Raw genomic sequence first — 15,881 nt, 5'->3', positions numbered from 1 at the left:
CGATGATGGACACCGTCGCACACGTCGTAGTGAGGAAGCGGGGGCATCGAGGGTTGAGCGGGGGAACCCAGAAGGGAAATGGGCAGGCACTGGCCAAGTTGCAAGCGCTTTTGGAGCAGGGGCGCGCCAAGGCCCGGCTGGATCAAACGCAGCTCGCGCGGCGTGCTGGACTGGGTCGCACGACGGTGAGCCAGGCCTTGCGAGCGATCGATCAAGTGCCATCTGTGACGACAGTGGCTGCGATGGCAAAGGCCCTGGGTCTGGATGCCGACCGGCTGCTGGGGCTGCAGATGCAGGCGGACGCGGAGGCCCAGGGCCTGACGCGGACAGCTTCGGACGGCGCGGAGGAGGGTATCGGCCACCCGATCTGCGCCTGCGACCCGTATGACCTGGAAGTCCACCCCGCGGGTGCGGAGGGCGACGCCGCGAGCACGGCAGCGAGTACTGCGCTGCCCCGGACAGCACGGGTCCCAGTCCTGCCCGGATATGTGCGGCGCGGGCACGATGAGGTCCTCGAGCAGGTCGTGCAGGCAGCGTCCGCAGGGCGCAGCGGCATGCTTGTCCTGGTCGGATCGTCCTCCACGGGCAAGACCAGGGCGTGTTGGGAGGCTATCCAGCCACTTGCCGACCAGGGGTGGCGGCTGTGGCATCCCTTCGACCCCACCCGGGCCGAGGCCACTCTCGCTGACATCCGGCGTGTGGGGCCGCGCACCGTGTTGTGGCTCAATGAAGCCCAGCACTATCTGGGTGACGCCCAAAAGGGCCCGGACATCGCCGCCGCAGTCCGCTCCCTGCTCACCAACCCGGGTGTCCGGCCGGTCTTGGTGCTGGGAACCCTCTGGCCCGAATACGACCGCGCCTACACGACGCTCCCCTTTCCGGGAGAGCCGGACCGCTACGCGCAGGTCCGTGCGTTGCTGGCCGGACGGACTGTCCCCGTGCCCGATGCGTTCGACGACGCCGCGCAGTCGGCGGCCCGTGACCTTGCGGCGGCCGGCGACCGGATACTCGCTGCAGCCTTGGAACGTGCCGAAGCAGGGCGCGTCACGCAGGACCTGGCCGGTGCGCCTGAGCTCCTGCACCGCTTCCGCACGGCCAGTCCGCCAGCACGTGCCATTCTTAATACGGCGATGGACGCCCGTCGGCTCGGCGTTGGCCTCCACCTTCCGCTGGCATTTCTCACCGATGCCGCCGTCGACTACCTCACCGACCGGGAATACGACGCGCTGAGTCCGGACTGGGCGGAGAAGGCTCTGGCGGAACTGGCGGCACCCGTGCACGGACGGCTCGCCCCTTTGCAGCGCGCCCGGCGGCGTCCCTCCCGCCGCGCTCCCGGTGCTCCTCGAGATCAAGACACTACACACGGCGTCGTCTACCGGCTGGCTGACTATCTGGAGCAGCACGGCCTAGCAGAACGCCGCTGCCTGTGCCCGCCTGCCTCGTTCTGGGAGGCCGCGCACCACCATCTCACCGATGTCCAGGACCTCGGCAGGCTCGCCCACGCCGCGGAAACGCGGCACCGGCTCCAATGGGCCTACCACCTCTACAAGCGCGTGGATCCCTGGTTCGCGCTCAAGCGGCAGGTCGTCTTCCGCCTGCGTGCAGGCGACAGGGGAGGAGCGGCTGAACTGCTCAGCGAAGCTGCCGCAGAGGGAAGTCGTGCTGCCCTGTTCGAGCTGGTCGATCTCCGGCTGGGCTCTGGTGACATGCGCGGTGCCGAGGAGTTGCTGGCCCAGCCCGCTGCCAGCGGTGACCCGCGCGCGCTCAGGGAACTCGCAGTGCTTCGGGAAAGAGCAGGAGACGTCAAGGCTGCCGTGCAGCTGTTAACCGCAGCCGCCGATGCTGGCGATACGTCAGCCCTCGTCGACCTTGCGAGACTTCGCCGTGCGGCTGGTGATGACGAGGATGCCGAACGCCTGTTGAGCCAAGCAGCCGACTCTGGGGATGCCATAGCCCAAGCGATGCTGCACAGTGAGGGCGTGCGGCGTGGCCGCCAGGAGTTGAGAGGCCGACGTCCCCGTCGCGCTGAAGTCTCGGTCGAGGCGGGTGCTGAGCCGCTTCCCCGCCAGCCGGGAGCCCGGGACGATCAGGCGGCAGACCAGCCCCTCGCCCAAGCCGCTGAAGCCGGCCAGCCATGGGCAGCTGTCGAACTCGCCCGTCGACGGCAGCAGGCCGGGGACCTTCAAGGCGCTGAACAGTTCCTCAAAAATGCGGCTGCGGCTGGTCATCAGTGGGCCGTCATCCAGCTTGCCCGTCTCCGACACGCTGCCGGAGACCGCGAGGGCGCCGAGCAACTCCTGACCGAGGGCGCTGACAAGGGTGAGCCGACCGCCTTTTTCGAGATTGCCCGGATCCGCCGAGCTGCCGGTGATCTACCCGGCGCGGAACAGGCGCTCAATAGGGCCGACGAGACCGGTCATCCGCAAGCCCTCATCGAACTCTTCCTGCTCCTTACAGCGACCGGAGAGGATGCCCGCGCCGAAGACACCGTCAAACGCGCCCTCAATGCGGGGAAAGCCTGGGGAGGAACCGGGAGGGATGTCTTCCGTATGTGGAGCTACGGGCTTGACCCGGATGGAACCCCCACCCCGCCCTGGTGACCCCGGACCTGAGTGTCGACTCCACGGTGTGCCCGCCAATCAGCACGCAACCCGAGCCCGCAAGCAGCCCCCTGACGGTCGAGGTCCCGCCAAGCTGATCGGCTGATCGGCGGCGGGGCCGGACTGGCCGACCGTTCTGCGCCGCAGCCCCATGAAATGGGTTCATTCGACAGCTACTTGATGAATCGGTGATCGTCTCGCTCTTACTTAGTGACTGCGCCTGACAACCCGGTCTCGTAGCGAGGAGGTTCAGATGGCCGAACCGGCCGTGGTGGGGCTGAGCGCAATGCTCTTGGCTCTGCGATATCTCTACCCGTACCCAGGCGTGCTCCTGAGGGCTTGGATCAGCAGGCGGGAAGCACGATCACGCCAGGACCTCCTTGAGGCAGTTATTCCCCTGCTTCCCGGTGGTGGCGTGATCGCCTGGTCCAGTTTCGGGGAGGAACACTCCATGGTGTGCTCCTGGCCTGGTACCCAGTGGCACCATCAAGCCCAAGGACTGGAATCCGCAAGGAGCACGCCTTGGACATGAAAACGCCCGACGACCCGGACCCTTCCGCGGACCAATGGGCCGGCCAGTCGAGCTTCACCGACTTCTACGCCTCAGAGGTCAGGCTCATCGTCCTGTTCGTGTACAAGAACGGTGCGACGTGGGATGACGCATGGGACGCGACCCAGAACGCATTTGCGGAGGCGTTCCAGCGGTGGGACAGCATCGACTACCCGGCGAAGTACGTGCGGGCCACCGCACTGCGCAACTACCGGGCGCAAAAGCAGCGTTCGAGCGAGGACGTCCGGCGGGCTACCGAAGCGGAATGGTTCTACTTCCCGTCATTCGACCAGCTCAAGCTCCTCGACGAGGAGAAGGACGTCATCGATGCCATCGCAAAGTTGCCTGAACGGCAGCGTGAAGTCATGGCCTGGAACTACGACGGGTTCAGCATTCCGGAGATCTCGGATCTGCTCCACGTTGATCCCCGCCGTGTCCGCTCGAACCTTCATCTGGCACGAAAAAGGCTCAAGGAAGCCCTCAACGACAATCGCGACTGGTTCATGGGGGGTGACGAATGAGCACTCCATGGGACGACCTCGACAAGGATGAGCTGCAGGACCAGGCATTCGACAAGTACGTCGCGGCCGTGTCCGACTCCGCAGTGGACTCCCTGCATAACGTGATCAGCCTGGGCGATGGCCTCAACCAGGTGATCCAGAGGGCACGGGTGATGCCCCGCCACGAGCAGCAGCGGGACAATAAGCAACTGGTCCCCGAGCGGGCCCAGGCCCGCCCACCGGGTAATGCGGTGCTGAAGGGCCGCATCAAGTGGTTCGACGCGCGCGAGGGCATGGGCTATATCGCCGTGGCCCGAGGCCGCGAAGTCCCGGTTCATTGCCAGGATTTCAAGGTCTTCTCGCGTGCACCGAAACCCGGGGAGCAGGTCGAGTTCGTGATCAAGAACGGCAGGGCTGGCGATGTACGCCTGCTCAAGCCGACGCCGGACGCCTGACGCCAGTACCATCAGCCGGTCCAGGAACCCGGAAGCGGGCTCCCTGGGCCGGCTATCGCCGACTGATCACCCCCACCATCCGGGCCTGATCACCGACAGAGCAATATGGCTCATCACACGCGCCCTTGGTAGGCGCGGATGGGGACCTGCCACCGCTAGAGGTGTCTTCGTTGTCGCGGGACACGATGTCGGGCCCTTGGCTGTGGGTCAGCCGCAACTGGGCCAGATCGCCGGCGCGTTGGTTGGCGGGACGGCGCGCAAGACTCGTTCGCTCGGTAGCTCCCCGAGATCACGCCTCAAATCACCGGTGTGTGACGGTAGCGACCTGGCGGCTGAGCCTTGCAATGGTTCCTGCACGCCCGGTCTCGGCGGGACGAGATTGAGAAGTGAAGCTCCTCGTCAGTCAATTGCGGTTTGCCTTAGAGACAACGGTGTGGTGAAAGAGGCCAGCAGCTCCCAGACGCATTCGCGTACGGCAGGATCCGGCTCGTGCCGCGTGCGTGCTTCCAGCAAGGTCCGTGCACGGGAAGCGTCGGTCTCTGCCAGGGCGATGAGGTGCATGAGCCGCTGTCGTACGGTGGGATCGGGGTCTTCTGCCACCGTGTCTGCCAGGGATGTCCAGAAGGTGCGGTCTGTTCCTCTCAGTCGGGCTTGGGCTTGGTAGGCGGCGAACCGACTGTCAGGGTGGTTGTCGCGTGCGGCCTTGTCGACGACGGCGAGGAGGTCGTCGTGGGTAGCCCAGCCCTGTACGAGCGCCTCAACGGCCAGGGCACGGACCGTTCCTTCGGGATCCTCGGCGGCGTGCCTCACGACCGGCAGCGTGTCCTCGCGCCAGGCCCAATGCTGCGTGAGGGTTTCCACGGCGGCGCAACGCACCAGTCCGTGGGGATCCTTGGTGGCCTGTTTGACAATATGGAAGGTGCCCTCGTCGTGGGGAGCGCGTCGGGCGAGGTCGCGCAATGCCATGCTGCGGATCTGTGGGTCGGGCAGGTGTGCGGCAAAGCGCAGTAGGGCGTCGTGCGTATCGGTGGAGCCGTTTGCCATCAACATCGTGGCCTGCAGGCTGATAGCGCGCACGGTGGGGTCGCTGTCGCAGCCGGCCAGTGCCGCCGTCACCGTGCGGGCGTCAGGACTGTCGTGCCAAGCGTTGGCCAGGGCAGTGACGATGGTCCAGCGGACACGTGGATCGGGATCGGCCGTCGCACGGTGGGCCAGCAGCGTGAGCATGTCGTCATCGTGGCCCCAGTGACCGACCAACAAGGTCAGGGTGGCCGCTCTCACGGAAGGGTCCGGATCGTTGGCCGCCTGAGCCGTCAGGAGGCTTTGTATTCCATCGCCTTGATTAACTTTGTCCGCCAGGGCGTGTGCGGCAGCGATGCGCGCGGTCGGCTGACCTGCAGCGAGTGCGGCCAACAGCAGGCGCCGGGCTGCAGCAGGACCGGTTGTCAGCAGGGTGATGTGGTGGAGGACCGCCATGCGGGCGACCGGTGCGTATGTGCGGTGGGCCAGCTTCAGCAGGTCTTCGAGATCGTGCTGCAGGGCGCAGACGGCTCGTGCCGGTTCATCGCTGGCCTGGGTGAATTGACCGACGAGGGAGTACCAGCGCAAGAAGCGAGCGCGACCAGGCCATTGGGGGCTGAAGGAGGCCAGCGCGGGCAGCGCTGGGGCAAGGACGGGTTCGTGTCGTTGCCGCAGCTGGGGGGTCAGGATCCGCCGTCGCGCAGGATCTCGAACTCCGCTGCCACCAAAGGGCGCGTGCCTCTGGCCTGTTGGCGCAGGTAGCGGGTGGCAAGCAGGGGCACGTCGGCGTTGTTGTCGATGAGCTCGACGACGGCTGGGTGGAGTTCGTAGGACCACTCGGGTTCGCAGGTATCCGTCTTCCAGCGTGCCTGGACGAGGTCGTTGCCTGCGCCGCAGCGGCGGCAGCGATAGTGCTGTGCGATCTCCTCTAGGGGATAGAACTCGAAGGCGGGACACTCCTGGCAGCCCAGGGCCAGCCCTCTGCGCAGGATGCCCTGCCTGGTCCATTCGTCGACCTGGGCGCGCCGCTGTGGTGTATCCCATTCCGGTGCGATGGGGGTGGCTGCCAGGGCGCGGAAGGTCATCACCACTGAGGTCTTCAAAGCCCACCAGGCGCTCTCGGGCTGGCCGGGATGCTGCTGGCCGGGCAGGAACGTCTTCAGCAGGTTCCATCCGGGGCCATCGGCAAGCTCCTCAAGAGCCGCGCGGGAGCCAAGAAGTCGCTCGGCCACTGCCGCTCGTTTGCCCGCGGCGCTCGCCTGGACAGTATGGGGCTTGGCCGCCATTGCCAGGACTCCAGGCAGGCTCGGCCACCGCAACCGTGGTGCGGCCAACGTGCCTGCCAAAGAGGCGCCTTGGGGTACGAAGTCGAAGCGGTGTGAGGAGTAGGTGATGCCCCCGTCCGCGGCCCGCACGAATGTCGACCACAAGTTGCTCTGCCCGGCGTACAGTGCGTCGCCGGTCAACGCCCGGTGCGGCGGCAGCGGGTGGTCCGAAGCCACCAGAAGGACCTGCCATTTGTCCCGGGTTGCATCCAGGCCTGGCGGAACCTCCGCGGGGAGGCCCAGGGCGGCCTCCAGCGAGCCGTCTGGCAATACGGTGGCTGGCAGCGAACGCGGCAGATCCCACGCTTGCTCGTGGACGTAAAGGCTGTTTCCGCGGGTGCACAGTTCGTTCACAGAGACGCATGCGAATGCCTTGTCGTCCATCTCCTTGCCGTCGACGAAGGCGCGCAGCCGTCGGTCCCACATCTTGCGCATCCGCGCCTCGACGTCCTCCAAGGGCAACGAGGCACTGGTCACCCGGACCATGCCTGCCCCTGTCCAGCGCGGGAAGCGGCCCATGACCGTCAATGGACTCGGGTCCGGCCACGGCAGCCACATGCACGGGCCATGGACCAGACCGGCAAGCTGGGCCAGCGCGAAGTCCTCCGGCCTGTCCCCGACGACCAGACGGGCCAGCTGGGGGTCTTGGTGTCGGGCGCTGTCGGCGGCCCGGATCAGGGTGGTGCGCAGCAGCGAGGAGCCGGCCTTGGACATGGGTTGGCCCTTGCGGTCGGTGTCGCCGGTTTCGGATGCCTTAGGCACAAGGGTGTAGGAGCGAAAGGCCTTGCCGTTGGGGAACGGGGCGGGTCGCCGATCGCGGCGACCACCTCGTCAGTAACCGGCGCAGATCGGCCGCCTTGGCCGAGGACACCCGATAGACCCGGTGGCCGCCCGCAGCTGCTGGTAACGGCGGGCCTCGCTCATCCGTGGCGCGAGGCGATGGACCTGGAGATCGCGCTCAACAACATCAACAACGTTCGCCTCAAGCTCAAGCGGCTGGCCGACCGCGGGATCCTGGCCGAGACCGAGTCAGGCTTGTTCACTCAGTCCCGGCCGTAGACGACCGACGTCGCCACGACCTGCTCGCCTGTCCCACACGAAACGAAGAATCGGGCATCAGGTCTCATACCGCTCTCTCAGCTCACCTGGGCAATCGCCGGGGGAGTGGCGCCTCCTCAAATGCTGGGGGTCGATTGTTGTCGTGCTTGGGTGGGTGTGGTGTTGGTCCATCGTTTGTAGGCGCGGCGGAACTCGCGCGGGTCGTTGTAGCCGAGTTCGGCTGCGATGGCGGTGATCGACCTGCGTGTCTGCATCAGCAGTACGTCGGCCTGCTGCCGCCGTACCTGGTCCTGGATCGTGCCGAAGCTGTACCCGGCTTTGGCGAGGTGACGATGAAGGGTGCGGGGACTCATGCCGAGCGCGTCAGCGACCTGCGTCGCCGTTCGGCGGGAGCGGAGGTCTTGGCGAAGTGTTCCTTCGACGGCTGCGACGAGGTCGTCGACCGGGTCGGAGTCCAGGATCGCGCGAGTGGCGTGCAGAGCGGCCTCGAACTGGGTGGCGTTCGCCGTGGGAACGCGCCGCTCTTCGAGGGCACTGGGCATTGTGAGGGTCGTGCGTTCGCAGTCGAAGGTGACCGGGCAGCGCCACAGTCGGGTGTACTCCGCAGCCCACGGTGGCGGCGGGTAGGACAGTTCCGCGGCCAGCGGGCCGGATGACGGACCGAACATGAGCCGGGTGAGGACCACGATCCCGGCGAACGCCTCCTCGCTGAGGAAGACCAGCAGGTCCGGCTCGTGGGTGCGGGGCAGGAGCTCGACCACGTTTCCCTGGTCCGTGCGGGACACGAGGTAGTCCATCATCGTGCCCGCCCCTTGCTGGAACCGGGTCGCGACCTTGAGGGCTTCGGCGCCCGTCGAGGCGGACCGCACGGCGGTGCCGAGCGTTCCCCAGGTGAGGAGCGGGTCGCGGCTTCCGATCATGAGGCCGATCGGTCCGGCGGGCAGTTCCTTCAGGGCGCGGCGTATCACGGTGATCGCCTGCCGGTAGGAGACCAGCGTCCGGGGCTGCTCGAGTCGGGCCCGATCCAGGCCCGTGCCCGCGAACCACCTGGCCGTCTCGATTCGGTGGTGGTCGGCCATTTCGAGCAACCCGGTCAGGGTCAGCGGAGGAATCGTGGCCTGCGTCAGCTTCGGTTTCTCCACGGTCCGCCTCCTCGGCATCCTGCCGCCGCCATCTGCCTCCGCCCGAGGTGAGGAGGGGCCGCGTTCGCGCCATGACGGGGGGAAATGTTGCCACAAGCGTGACGCGGCGCCCAGCTTCGGGCGGCGCGCTCCTACCGTCGCTCAACCGTTCGTGGTCGCGGCAGGCAATCGGCCGCCGCGCAGCGACGACGTCGCACCACAGGCCGGGAGTCGAGCAAGGCGGAGGAGGAACACGCGATGAGCGACGTGATGAAGCTGGGGTGCGTGGGCGTGCACGTGCTCGACCATCTGGTGATCGGGATCGAGTCGATCCCCGAGCGCAACGAGGGTCAGCTGGTCGAGACCATCCGCGCCACCGCCGCCGGCACGGCAGGCGGGACAGCGCTGGTGGCGGCGCGGCTGGGAGCCGACGTCCGCAGCGTCGGAGCGATCGGGGACGACGTTCTCGCGGACACTCTCCTGGCGCTCCTGGCCCGCGAAGGCGTGGACACCTCCGGCCTGGTGCGCAAGGAGGGCCACCAGACATCGGCCTCCGTGCTGCCCGTCCGCCCGAACGGCGACCGCCCGGCCTGGCATTGCATCGGGGCGAACGCGGCGTTCACCCTCGGCGACGTCTCCGACGAGTTGCTGCGTGACCTGACGCATCTGCACCTCGGCGGTCCGGAGTTCCTCGGCGGCGACGCCGCCGCCTCGCTGCTGGCCCGGGCACGCTCGTGCGGTGCGACGACCTCGGTCGACATCCTCGCCTCCGGCGACCCGGGAATGCTGGAGTGGATCGCGGCCGCGCTGCCCCACACCGACTACCTTCTGCCCAACCACGAGCAGGTGCTGGGCTTCACCGGCGCCGACGACCTGGTCACCGGCGCCCGCGCGCTCGTGAGCGCCGGCGCCGCGTGCGTGGCGGTGACCCACGGCGCCCATGGCGCGGTGGTGGTGACCGCGGACGAGGTGGTGGAGGTTCCGGCCTACGCGGTGAAGGTCGTCGACACCACCGGGTGCGGCGATGCGTTCAGCGCGGGCTTCCTGCGCGCCCGGTCGCTAGGGCTCGGGCTGCGGGAGGCGGCCGAGCTCGGCTGCGCGACGTCGGCACAGGTCGCCGGCGGCCTCGGGACCGACGCCGGCACCTACACGCTCGACGACATCCGCGCATTCGCCGCGAGCGCCGACCGCCTGGACGTGCGGTGAGCCCCCGTAAGAGACCGGCCGCGACGACGTTGATGGTCTGCGCGGTATACGGCGCTCAGGGGCTCGGCTACGCCGCGGTCGTGACCGCGCTTCCCGCGGCCAAGGACCGCATGGACTTCAGCGACGCCGTCCTCTCCGCGATCCTGCTCGGGGTCTGCGTCGCCGCGGTGTTCGGGTCGGGACTGGCGGATGCGGTCGCCGTGCGCCGCGGGAGCCGGAGTGCGCTGTGCCTCGGATTCCTGCTGCAGTTCGCCGCCATGGCCGGGATGAGCCTCGCCCACGACCGAGGCGTCTACCTGGGCGCGGTCGCCGTCTACGGCTTGGGCCTGGGCACGGTCGACGCCGGCAGCAACATGCAGGGCGTCGCCCTGCAAAGCCGCGCCGGAGTGCCCATGATGGGCCGCCTGTACTCGGCCTTCACCGCCGGCGGCATCATCGGAGCGCTCCTCGCCGCGGCTCTGGCCACCGGCGGTGTCTCCGCGCTCACCCTGGTCGGGGGCGTTGCCCTGCTGCAGCTCACCGTGGCCCTCACCGGCCGTATCTGGCTCGTGCCGCAGCCTCCGGCCCGAACGGCGGACACCACTTCGCCCGATCGCCGGAGCACCCCACTCCCGCGAGCGGCGATCTGGGCTGTCGGGTCGCTCGTCCTCGTCGCCTACGTGCTCGACGCGGCGGTCTCGACCTGGAGCACTGTCTATCTCTCCGACGGTTTGAAGACCTCCGATGCCGTCGCGCCGATTGGCTATGCGGCCTACCTGGCGATGGTCCTGCTCGCCCGGCTCGTGACCGACCCGGCCGTGCTGCGCTGGGGCCGACGTGGCGTCGGTGTGTGCGCCCTCGCCTTCGGAATCATCGGGTGCGCCCTCGTCGTCGCCGGCCCGGGCGCCGCCGCGGCGGTCGCCGGATTCGCGGTCGCCGGGATCGCCACCGGCGTCCTGGTGCCGATCGCCTTCGCAGCCGCCGGTCAGCTGCTGCCCGCCCGCAGCGACGAGGTCATCGCCCGCGTCAACGTCTTCAACTACGCCGGCGCCGTCACCGGAGCCGTCGTCCCGAGCCTGCTCGGCTCAGGTGCCGCCCTCCGGCTCGGGTTCGTGGCACCCGCGCTCGCGCTCCTGCTCGTGCTGCCCATCGCCCGCCGACTCCCGACCCGTACCTCTGCTTCCCCCAAGCCTCTTCCCGAAGGAGAACCAGCGTGACCGACAGCTTCGACGTCGATGTCGTGGTGGTGGGCGCCGGACTTTCCGGCCTCGCCGCCGCCCGCAGCCTGCAGCGGCACGGGCTGCGCGTGAAGGTGTTCGAGGCGCTCGACAGGGTCGGAGGCCGGGTCCACTCCGCCACCGTCGCCGATGCGCATGTCGACCTCGGAGGCACCTTCGTCGGCCCCGACCACGACCACATCAACTCCCTCGCGGAGGAGGTCGGCGTTGGCCGCTACCTGACGCACGAGGCCGGGGACACCCTGCTGCTGTGGCGCAAGGACCGCAAGCGGTACCGCGGGGCCGCCCTCCCGATCGGTGCGACCTCCCTGCTGGACCTCGCCCGTGTCCGTTCCTCCCTTGAGCGGATGAGCCGCAAGATCCCCGTCGGCAGGCCGTGGGACGCCCCCGATGCGGCAGGCCTCGACGCCCAGACCCTCGGCAGCTGGCTCGCCGCCAAGCACGCCGGCCAGGCGACCAAAGACCTGCTGGCGGTGGTGTGCAAGACCTCGTGGGGCTGCGAACCCTCGGAGATCTCGCTGCTGTACGTGCTGCACTACATCGCCCAGGCCGGCGGGCTCGACCCGCTGCTCGACACCCGCGGCGGCGCGCAGGAGCAGCACTTCGTCGAAGGCTCGCACGAGATCGCCGTCCGCGTCGCCGACGGACTGGGGGCGGACACCGTCCACCTCGGGTCGCCGGTCCTGCGGATCGACTGGAGCGACCACGCCGTGACCGTCCACACCGACGACGGCCCCACCACCGCACGCCGCGTCATCGTCGCGGTTCCGCCGGCCATGCGACGCCGGATCCGGTTCGTCCCCGACCTTCCCGCCGCGCACCGGCGCCTTTCACAGCGCTGGTCGCCCGGCGTCCTGTCCAAGATCTACGCCGTCTACGACACGCCGTTCTGGCGCGAACAGGGCCTCAACGGCATGACGATCTCCGACGAAGGCCCCGTCTTCATCACCTTCGACGCCAGCCCTCCCGACGCCTCCCGCGGCGTCATCCTCGGCTTCATCGGAGGCGACTACGCACGCGAGTGGGACGCAGTGGACGCTGCCGAGCGGCGCCTGCGCACGCTCTCGGCGCTCGCAGACCTCTTCGGTGACCGCGCCCTGAAACCACGCGGCTACACCGATCAGCGGTGGGGCGAGGAGGACTGGCTCGGCGGCGGGCCCACGGCAGCACCGGGCCCCGGAGCGGTCGCCTCGTTGCACGCCCGGCTGACAGAGCCGGTCGGCCCCATCCACTGGGCCGGCACCGAGACCGCGCGGCGTTGGGCCGGATTCATGGACGGCGCGGTCGCAGCCGGCGAACGCGCCGCCCGCGAGACCGCCATCGAACTCACCACGACCACACCCTACGAGAAGGCACGCCGATGACCTGGAGCCGCTCCCACAGCCAGCTGACCACTGCCACCGCCCCCCAGCTGTGGGAGCGCTGGACGAACGCCGCCTACTGGCAGCTCGACGATCCCGGCGTCGCATGGGCCCAGATCGACGGCCCCCTCACCGTCGGAACCACCGGAGTCGTCAAGGACCACGGCACCCCGGCCCAGAAGATCGAGTTCACCCGCGTCGAACACGAACGCGCCATGGACTTCGTCATCCGGCTGCCACTGGCCACCCTGACCATCACCCACGACATGGAGCCCGCCGGCGAGGGCATGCGCACCACCCACGGCGTCGTCCTCGACGGCCCCCTGCACCGCCTCTACGCCGCGTTGCTCGGCGGGAAACTCGCACGCCAACTCCCCGTCGTGGTCCGCAACGTGACGGCCGGCGCCCTGAAGCGCTGAGCCGCCCGGACAAGCCCGAACAGCCACCACCCGATGCAACGGCACAAGAACGGACGCGGTGACAACGCAGTGGACGACACACACGAACTGAAAACCCGGACAGCTCTGGTCGACGCGAGCCGGCACCTCCACGACACCGGGCTCGTCACCGGCACGTCGGGAAACCTCAGCGTCCGCACCGGCGACCAGGTACTCGTGACGCCGTCCGGGGTGAACTACCGGACGCTGGAACCCGCCGGCATCGCCCGCGTCACACTCGACGGCGAGATCCTCGACCCGGGCGCGAGCTCACCCTCCTCGGAAACCCCCCTCCACCTGGGGATCTACCGCACAACCGATGCTCAGGCCATCGTGCACACACACGCGCCGTGGGCCACCGCCCTCGGCCTGGTGCGTGACGAGCTGCCCAGCGTCCACTACGCCATCCTCCAGCTCGGAGGCCCGATCCGAGTGGCGCCCTACGCAACCTTCGGCAGCCAGGAACTCGCCGACAACGTGCGTCGCGCGATGCTCGACCGGAAGGCTGCGCTCATGCGCAACCACGGCGCAGTCACCAGTGGCGCCACATTGGCCGAGGCGGTCCACAACGCCGAATCGGTCGAGTGGCTCGCACGCCTGTACATGCAGGCCGCCCAACTCGCAGAGCCGGCAACGCTGATAAGCGAGCAATTGGAGGACGTATGGCGCCGTGCCACAGCCAGCGGATATCAGCCCTGAACCAACCTCCAGGCGCCCGCGCCACAAGGCCGGCGCGCGGCCACAAACACCGAACTGGCGCGCCTTTGAGCCATGCCAGGTCGAAAGCGAAAGGGATTTTGTGAGTCCGACCAGCCAAGCAGCCGCCAGTCGGCGCGGACACGCCGCCGCCACGTTCGACTCGCTCGACCCCGCCACCGGCGAGGTCGTCGGTACCCACCCGGTGCACACCGAGGAGGAGGTACGCGCGGCCGTCGACAGCGCCCGCACCGAGGCCGCCTGGTGGGCCGACCTCGGCTTCACCGTACGCAAGCGGCACCTGACGGCGTGGAAAGCCGCGTTGGTCCAGCGACTGCCCGAGCTGATCGAGACAGTGCACCGCGAAACCGGCAAACCGGTCGGTGACGCGACGCTCGAGGCAGGGCTCGCGATCGAACACATCGGGTGGGCCGCCGGACACGCGAGGAGAGTGCTCGGTCGGCGCAAGGTGTCCCCGGGCTTGCTGATGGTCAATCAGTCCGCGTCGGTGGCCTACAAACCGCTGGGGGTGATCGGCGTGATCGGGCCGTGGAACTACCCGGTCTTCACACCGCTGGGGTCCATCGCCTACGCACTGGCAGCCGGCAATGCCGTGGTCTTCAAGCCCAGCGAGTACACGCCGGGGGTGGGCGTGTGGCTCGCCGAGCGATTCGAGGAGGCCGTGGGCCGTCCGGTCCTCCAGGTCGTCACCGGCCTCGGTGCCACCGGCGCCGCACTGTGCCACGCCGGGGCCGACAAGATCGCCTTCACCGGATCGACGGCCACCGGTAAGAAGGTGATGGCCGCGTGCGCCGAAACGCTCACACCGGTGGTCATCGAGGCCGGGGGCAAGGACGCTGTGATCGTCGACGCCGACGCCGACATCCCCGCCGCGGCCGACGCGGCGCTCTGGGGCGCGTGCGGCAACGCCGGGCAGACGTGCATCGGCGTCGAGCGGGTCTACGTCCACGAGCAGGTGTACGACGAGTTCGTCGACGCACTCACAACCAAGGCCGCCGGCCTGCACGCGGGCGCCGAGGGCAAGATCGGGCCGATCACCATGCCGAGCCAGCTGCACGTCATACGCCGGCACCTGCAGGACGCCCTCGACAAGGGCGGCCGTGCGGTGGTCGGCGGCCTCGACGCCGTGGGCGAGCGCTATGTGCAGCCGACCATCCTGGTCGACGTGCCGGAGAACTCCCTGGCGGTGCAGGAGGAGACCTTCGGACCGACCATGACCGTCGCGAAGGTGCGGGACATGGACGAAGCCATCGAACTGACCAACGCGACCGCCTACGGCCTCGGCAACACGGTCTTCAGCAAGCGCCACGGCATGGCGGTCGCCGAGCGGATCCGCTCGGGCATGTCCTCGGTCAACGGCGTGATCAGCTTCGCCGGCATACCGAGCCTGCCCTTCGGCGGCGTCGGCGAATCAGGCTTCGGCCGCATCCACGGGCCGGACGGCCTGAAGGAGTTCACATACGCCAAGGCGATCGCCCGGCAGAGGTTCAGGCCGATGCTCACACTGACCACCTTCGACCGCACCGAGAAGACCGACAGGCTGTTCACTCGGGTGATCGGCCTGCTCCACGGGCCCAGGACGAGGAAGTAGCCGTAGGTGCATGTGTCGGAACCTCCTGTGCCTCGTTTACCTGTCATGGGCATCAGCGATTTCGCACAGCGAACCGGGGTGCAGGAAGACGGCCGCTGGGCGTTCGGAGCGAACTACCTGAACTTCGTGAAGGCGCGGGCGACCCATATCTCCGCCATGAATCGCTTCTTCGGCCTGGCCCTCCCAGCGCGATGCCGTCATGAAGATGTCCTCGCCGGTGACCAAGCGCCTCGACATCGTCGAGAACGCGGCCCCTGGCGGCCGGCAAGGCCACCCCTGGTGCTGCCGTAACGCCGAGTGGTAGGAACGGTGCTCGCGCTCGACGCCGATCATGCCGAGGTCTGCCAAGGCGAACACGACCAGGACGCCACGCCGGCTGCTGTGGCTCTCGTACACCGCCGCGGCGCGAGCCCGTTGTCCCACATTCACCCCGACGCCCTGCCCTGAGCGAGGCGGGCATCGCGGCGAGCGCCATGCGGTAACTGCCCTGCGTCGACCTCACGGTGGTCGCCCGACCGGGACGCCGGACACCGCATCCTCGGCCTGCCCAACCGTCGTCTTCTGCGGAAACGGACTGCTCGCCTTCGGCACTGCAGGCGCGGTACGAGGCCGGACTGCGCGTGCCGGACGACATCGCGGTCATCGGCTACGACGACATCGACTTCGCGGCGTCCGCCGTCGAACCGCTGACCTCGGTGCGCCGACCTGCGTCGCCATGGGCC

General features: G+C 68.6%; 11 protein-coding genes and 2 pseudogenes. 10 read left to right on the top strand and 3 right to left on the bottom strand.

The annotated features are described in order from the left end of the window. The first annotated feature begins 2 nt into the window (after positions 1–2). The 3 genes from ACFY1E_RS39390 to ACFY1E_RS39380 all read left to right on the top strand — a co-directional run bounded on the left by ACFY1E_RS39390 (position 3) and on the right by ACFY1E_RS39380 (position 4,105). A complete protein-coding gene (locus ACFY1E_RS39390) occupies positions 3–2,600 on the top strand; it encodes a helix-turn-helix domain-containing protein (RefSeq protein ID WP_389085182.1) in 2,598 nt (865 codons plus the stop codon). A gap of 528 nt (positions 2,601–3,128) precedes the next feature. After that, positions 3,129–3,671, top strand: a complete 543-nt coding sequence (locus ACFY1E_RS39385; RefSeq protein ID WP_389085179.1) for an RNA polymerase sigma factor — start codon at positions 3,129–3,131, stop codon at positions 3,669–3,671. Continuing rightward, the gene (locus ACFY1E_RS39380) at positions 3,668–4,105 is read left to right on the top strand and encodes a cold shock domain-containing protein (protein WP_389085177.1); all 438 of its coding nucleotides are present in this window, start codon (positions 3,668–3,670) and stop codon (positions 4,103–4,105) included. Before ACFY1E_RS39385 ends, ACFY1E_RS39380 begins: the two co-directional genes overlap by 4 nt. A gap of 399 nt (positions 4,106–4,504) precedes the next feature. Here ACFY1E_RS39380 and ACFY1E_RS39375 read toward each other — a convergent pair whose 3' ends face one another. From ACFY1E_RS39375 to ACFY1E_RS39365, 3 genes and pseudogenes are all read right to left on the bottom strand, one after another. Beyond that, entirely contained in the window at positions 4,505–5,713 is a 1,209-nt protein-coding gene (locus tag ACFY1E_RS39375) for a HEAT repeat domain-containing protein (protein ID WP_389085175.1), read from the bottom strand. Between the two features lie 95 nt (positions 5,714–5,808). Next, positions 5,809–7,239: pseudogene (locus tag ACFY1E_RS39370) on the bottom strand (hypothetical protein); the annotation flags it as partial. A 386-nt stretch (positions 7,240–7,625) separates the two neighbouring features. Further along, complete coding sequence (locus tag ACFY1E_RS39365) at positions 7,626–8,651, bottom strand: AraC family transcriptional regulator (RefSeq protein WP_389085173.1); 1,026 nt, start codon at positions 8,649–8,651, stop codon at positions 7,626–7,628. Positions 8,652–8,888: 237 nt separating this feature from the next. Between ACFY1E_RS39365 and ACFY1E_RS39360 the strand changes: the two genes are divergently transcribed. The 7 genes and pseudogenes from ACFY1E_RS39360 to ACFY1E_RS39330 all read left to right on the top strand — a co-directional run. After that, positions 8,889–9,836, top strand: coding sequence for a carbohydrate kinase family protein (locus ACFY1E_RS39360; RefSeq protein WP_389085170.1), 948 nt, complete (start codon positions 8,889–8,891; stop codon positions 9,834–9,836). After that, positions 9,833–11,032 (top strand): MFS transporter, encoded by a 1,200-nt coding sequence (locus tag ACFY1E_RS39355; protein ID WP_389085168.1) that lies wholly within the window; start codon positions 9,833–9,835, stop codon positions 11,030–11,032. The genes ACFY1E_RS39360 and ACFY1E_RS39355 overlap by 4 nt, the downstream gene beginning before the upstream one ends. Beyond that, positions 11,029–12,417, top strand: a complete 1,389-nt coding sequence (locus ACFY1E_RS39350; RefSeq protein WP_389085165.1) for a flavin monoamine oxidase family protein — start codon at positions 11,029–11,031, stop codon at positions 12,415–12,417. The genes ACFY1E_RS39355 and ACFY1E_RS39350 overlap by 4 nt, the downstream gene beginning before the upstream one ends. Next, on the top strand, positions 12,414–12,833 hold the full coding sequence (locus ACFY1E_RS39345; protein WP_389085163.1) for a hypothetical protein: 420 nt from the start codon (positions 12,414–12,416) through the stop codon (positions 12,831–12,833). The genes ACFY1E_RS39350 and ACFY1E_RS39345 overlap by 4 nt, the downstream gene beginning before the upstream one ends. Positions 12,834–12,902: 69 nt before the next feature. Continuing rightward, a complete protein-coding gene (locus ACFY1E_RS39340; RefSeq protein WP_389085161.1) occupies positions 12,903–13,550 on the top strand; it encodes a class II aldolase/adducin family protein in 648 nt (215 codons plus the stop codon). A gap of 100 nt (positions 13,551–13,650) precedes the next feature. After that, complete coding sequence (locus ACFY1E_RS39335; RefSeq protein WP_389085158.1) at positions 13,651–15,159, top strand: aldehyde dehydrogenase family protein; 1,509 nt, start codon at positions 13,651–13,653, stop codon at positions 15,157–15,159. Positions 15,160–15,662: 503 nt separating this feature from the next. Next, positions 15,663–15,812: pseudogene (locus tag ACFY1E_RS39330) on the top strand (LacI family transcriptional regulator); the annotation flags it as partial. Positions 15,813–15,881: the final 69 nt, after the last annotated feature.

It is taken from the genome of Streptomyces sp. NPDC001604 (assembly GCF_042893475.1).
In the GTDB taxonomy this organism is placed as follows: Bacteria; Actinomycetota; Actinomycetes; order Streptomycetales; family Streptomycetaceae; genus Streptomyces.
Note: the sequence above shows the minus strand (reverse complement) of the source record. Positions and strands in the feature narration are given on the sequence as shown.

Bases quoted from the DNA above. Each gene is read 5' to 3' on its own strand.
- ACFY1E_RS39390 (WP_389085182.1), top strand. From the start codon at position 3: ATGATGGACACCGTCGCACACGTCGTAGTGAGGAAGCGGGGGCATCGA.
- ACFY1E_RS39385 (WP_389085179.1), top strand. From the start codon at position 3,129: ATGAAAACGCCCGACGACCCGGACCCTTCCGCGGACCAATGGGCCGGC.
- ACFY1E_RS39380 (WP_389085177.1), top strand. From the start codon at position 3,668: ATGAGCACTCCATGGGACGACCTCGACAAGGATGAGCTGCAGGACCAG.
- ACFY1E_RS39360 (WP_389085170.1), top strand. From the start codon at position 8,889: ATGAGCGACGTGATGAAGCTGGGGTGCGTGGGCGTGCACGTGCTCGAC.
- ACFY1E_RS39345 (WP_389085163.1), top strand. From the start codon at position 12,414: ATGACCTGGAGCCGCTCCCACAGCCAGCTGACCACTGCCACCGCCCCC.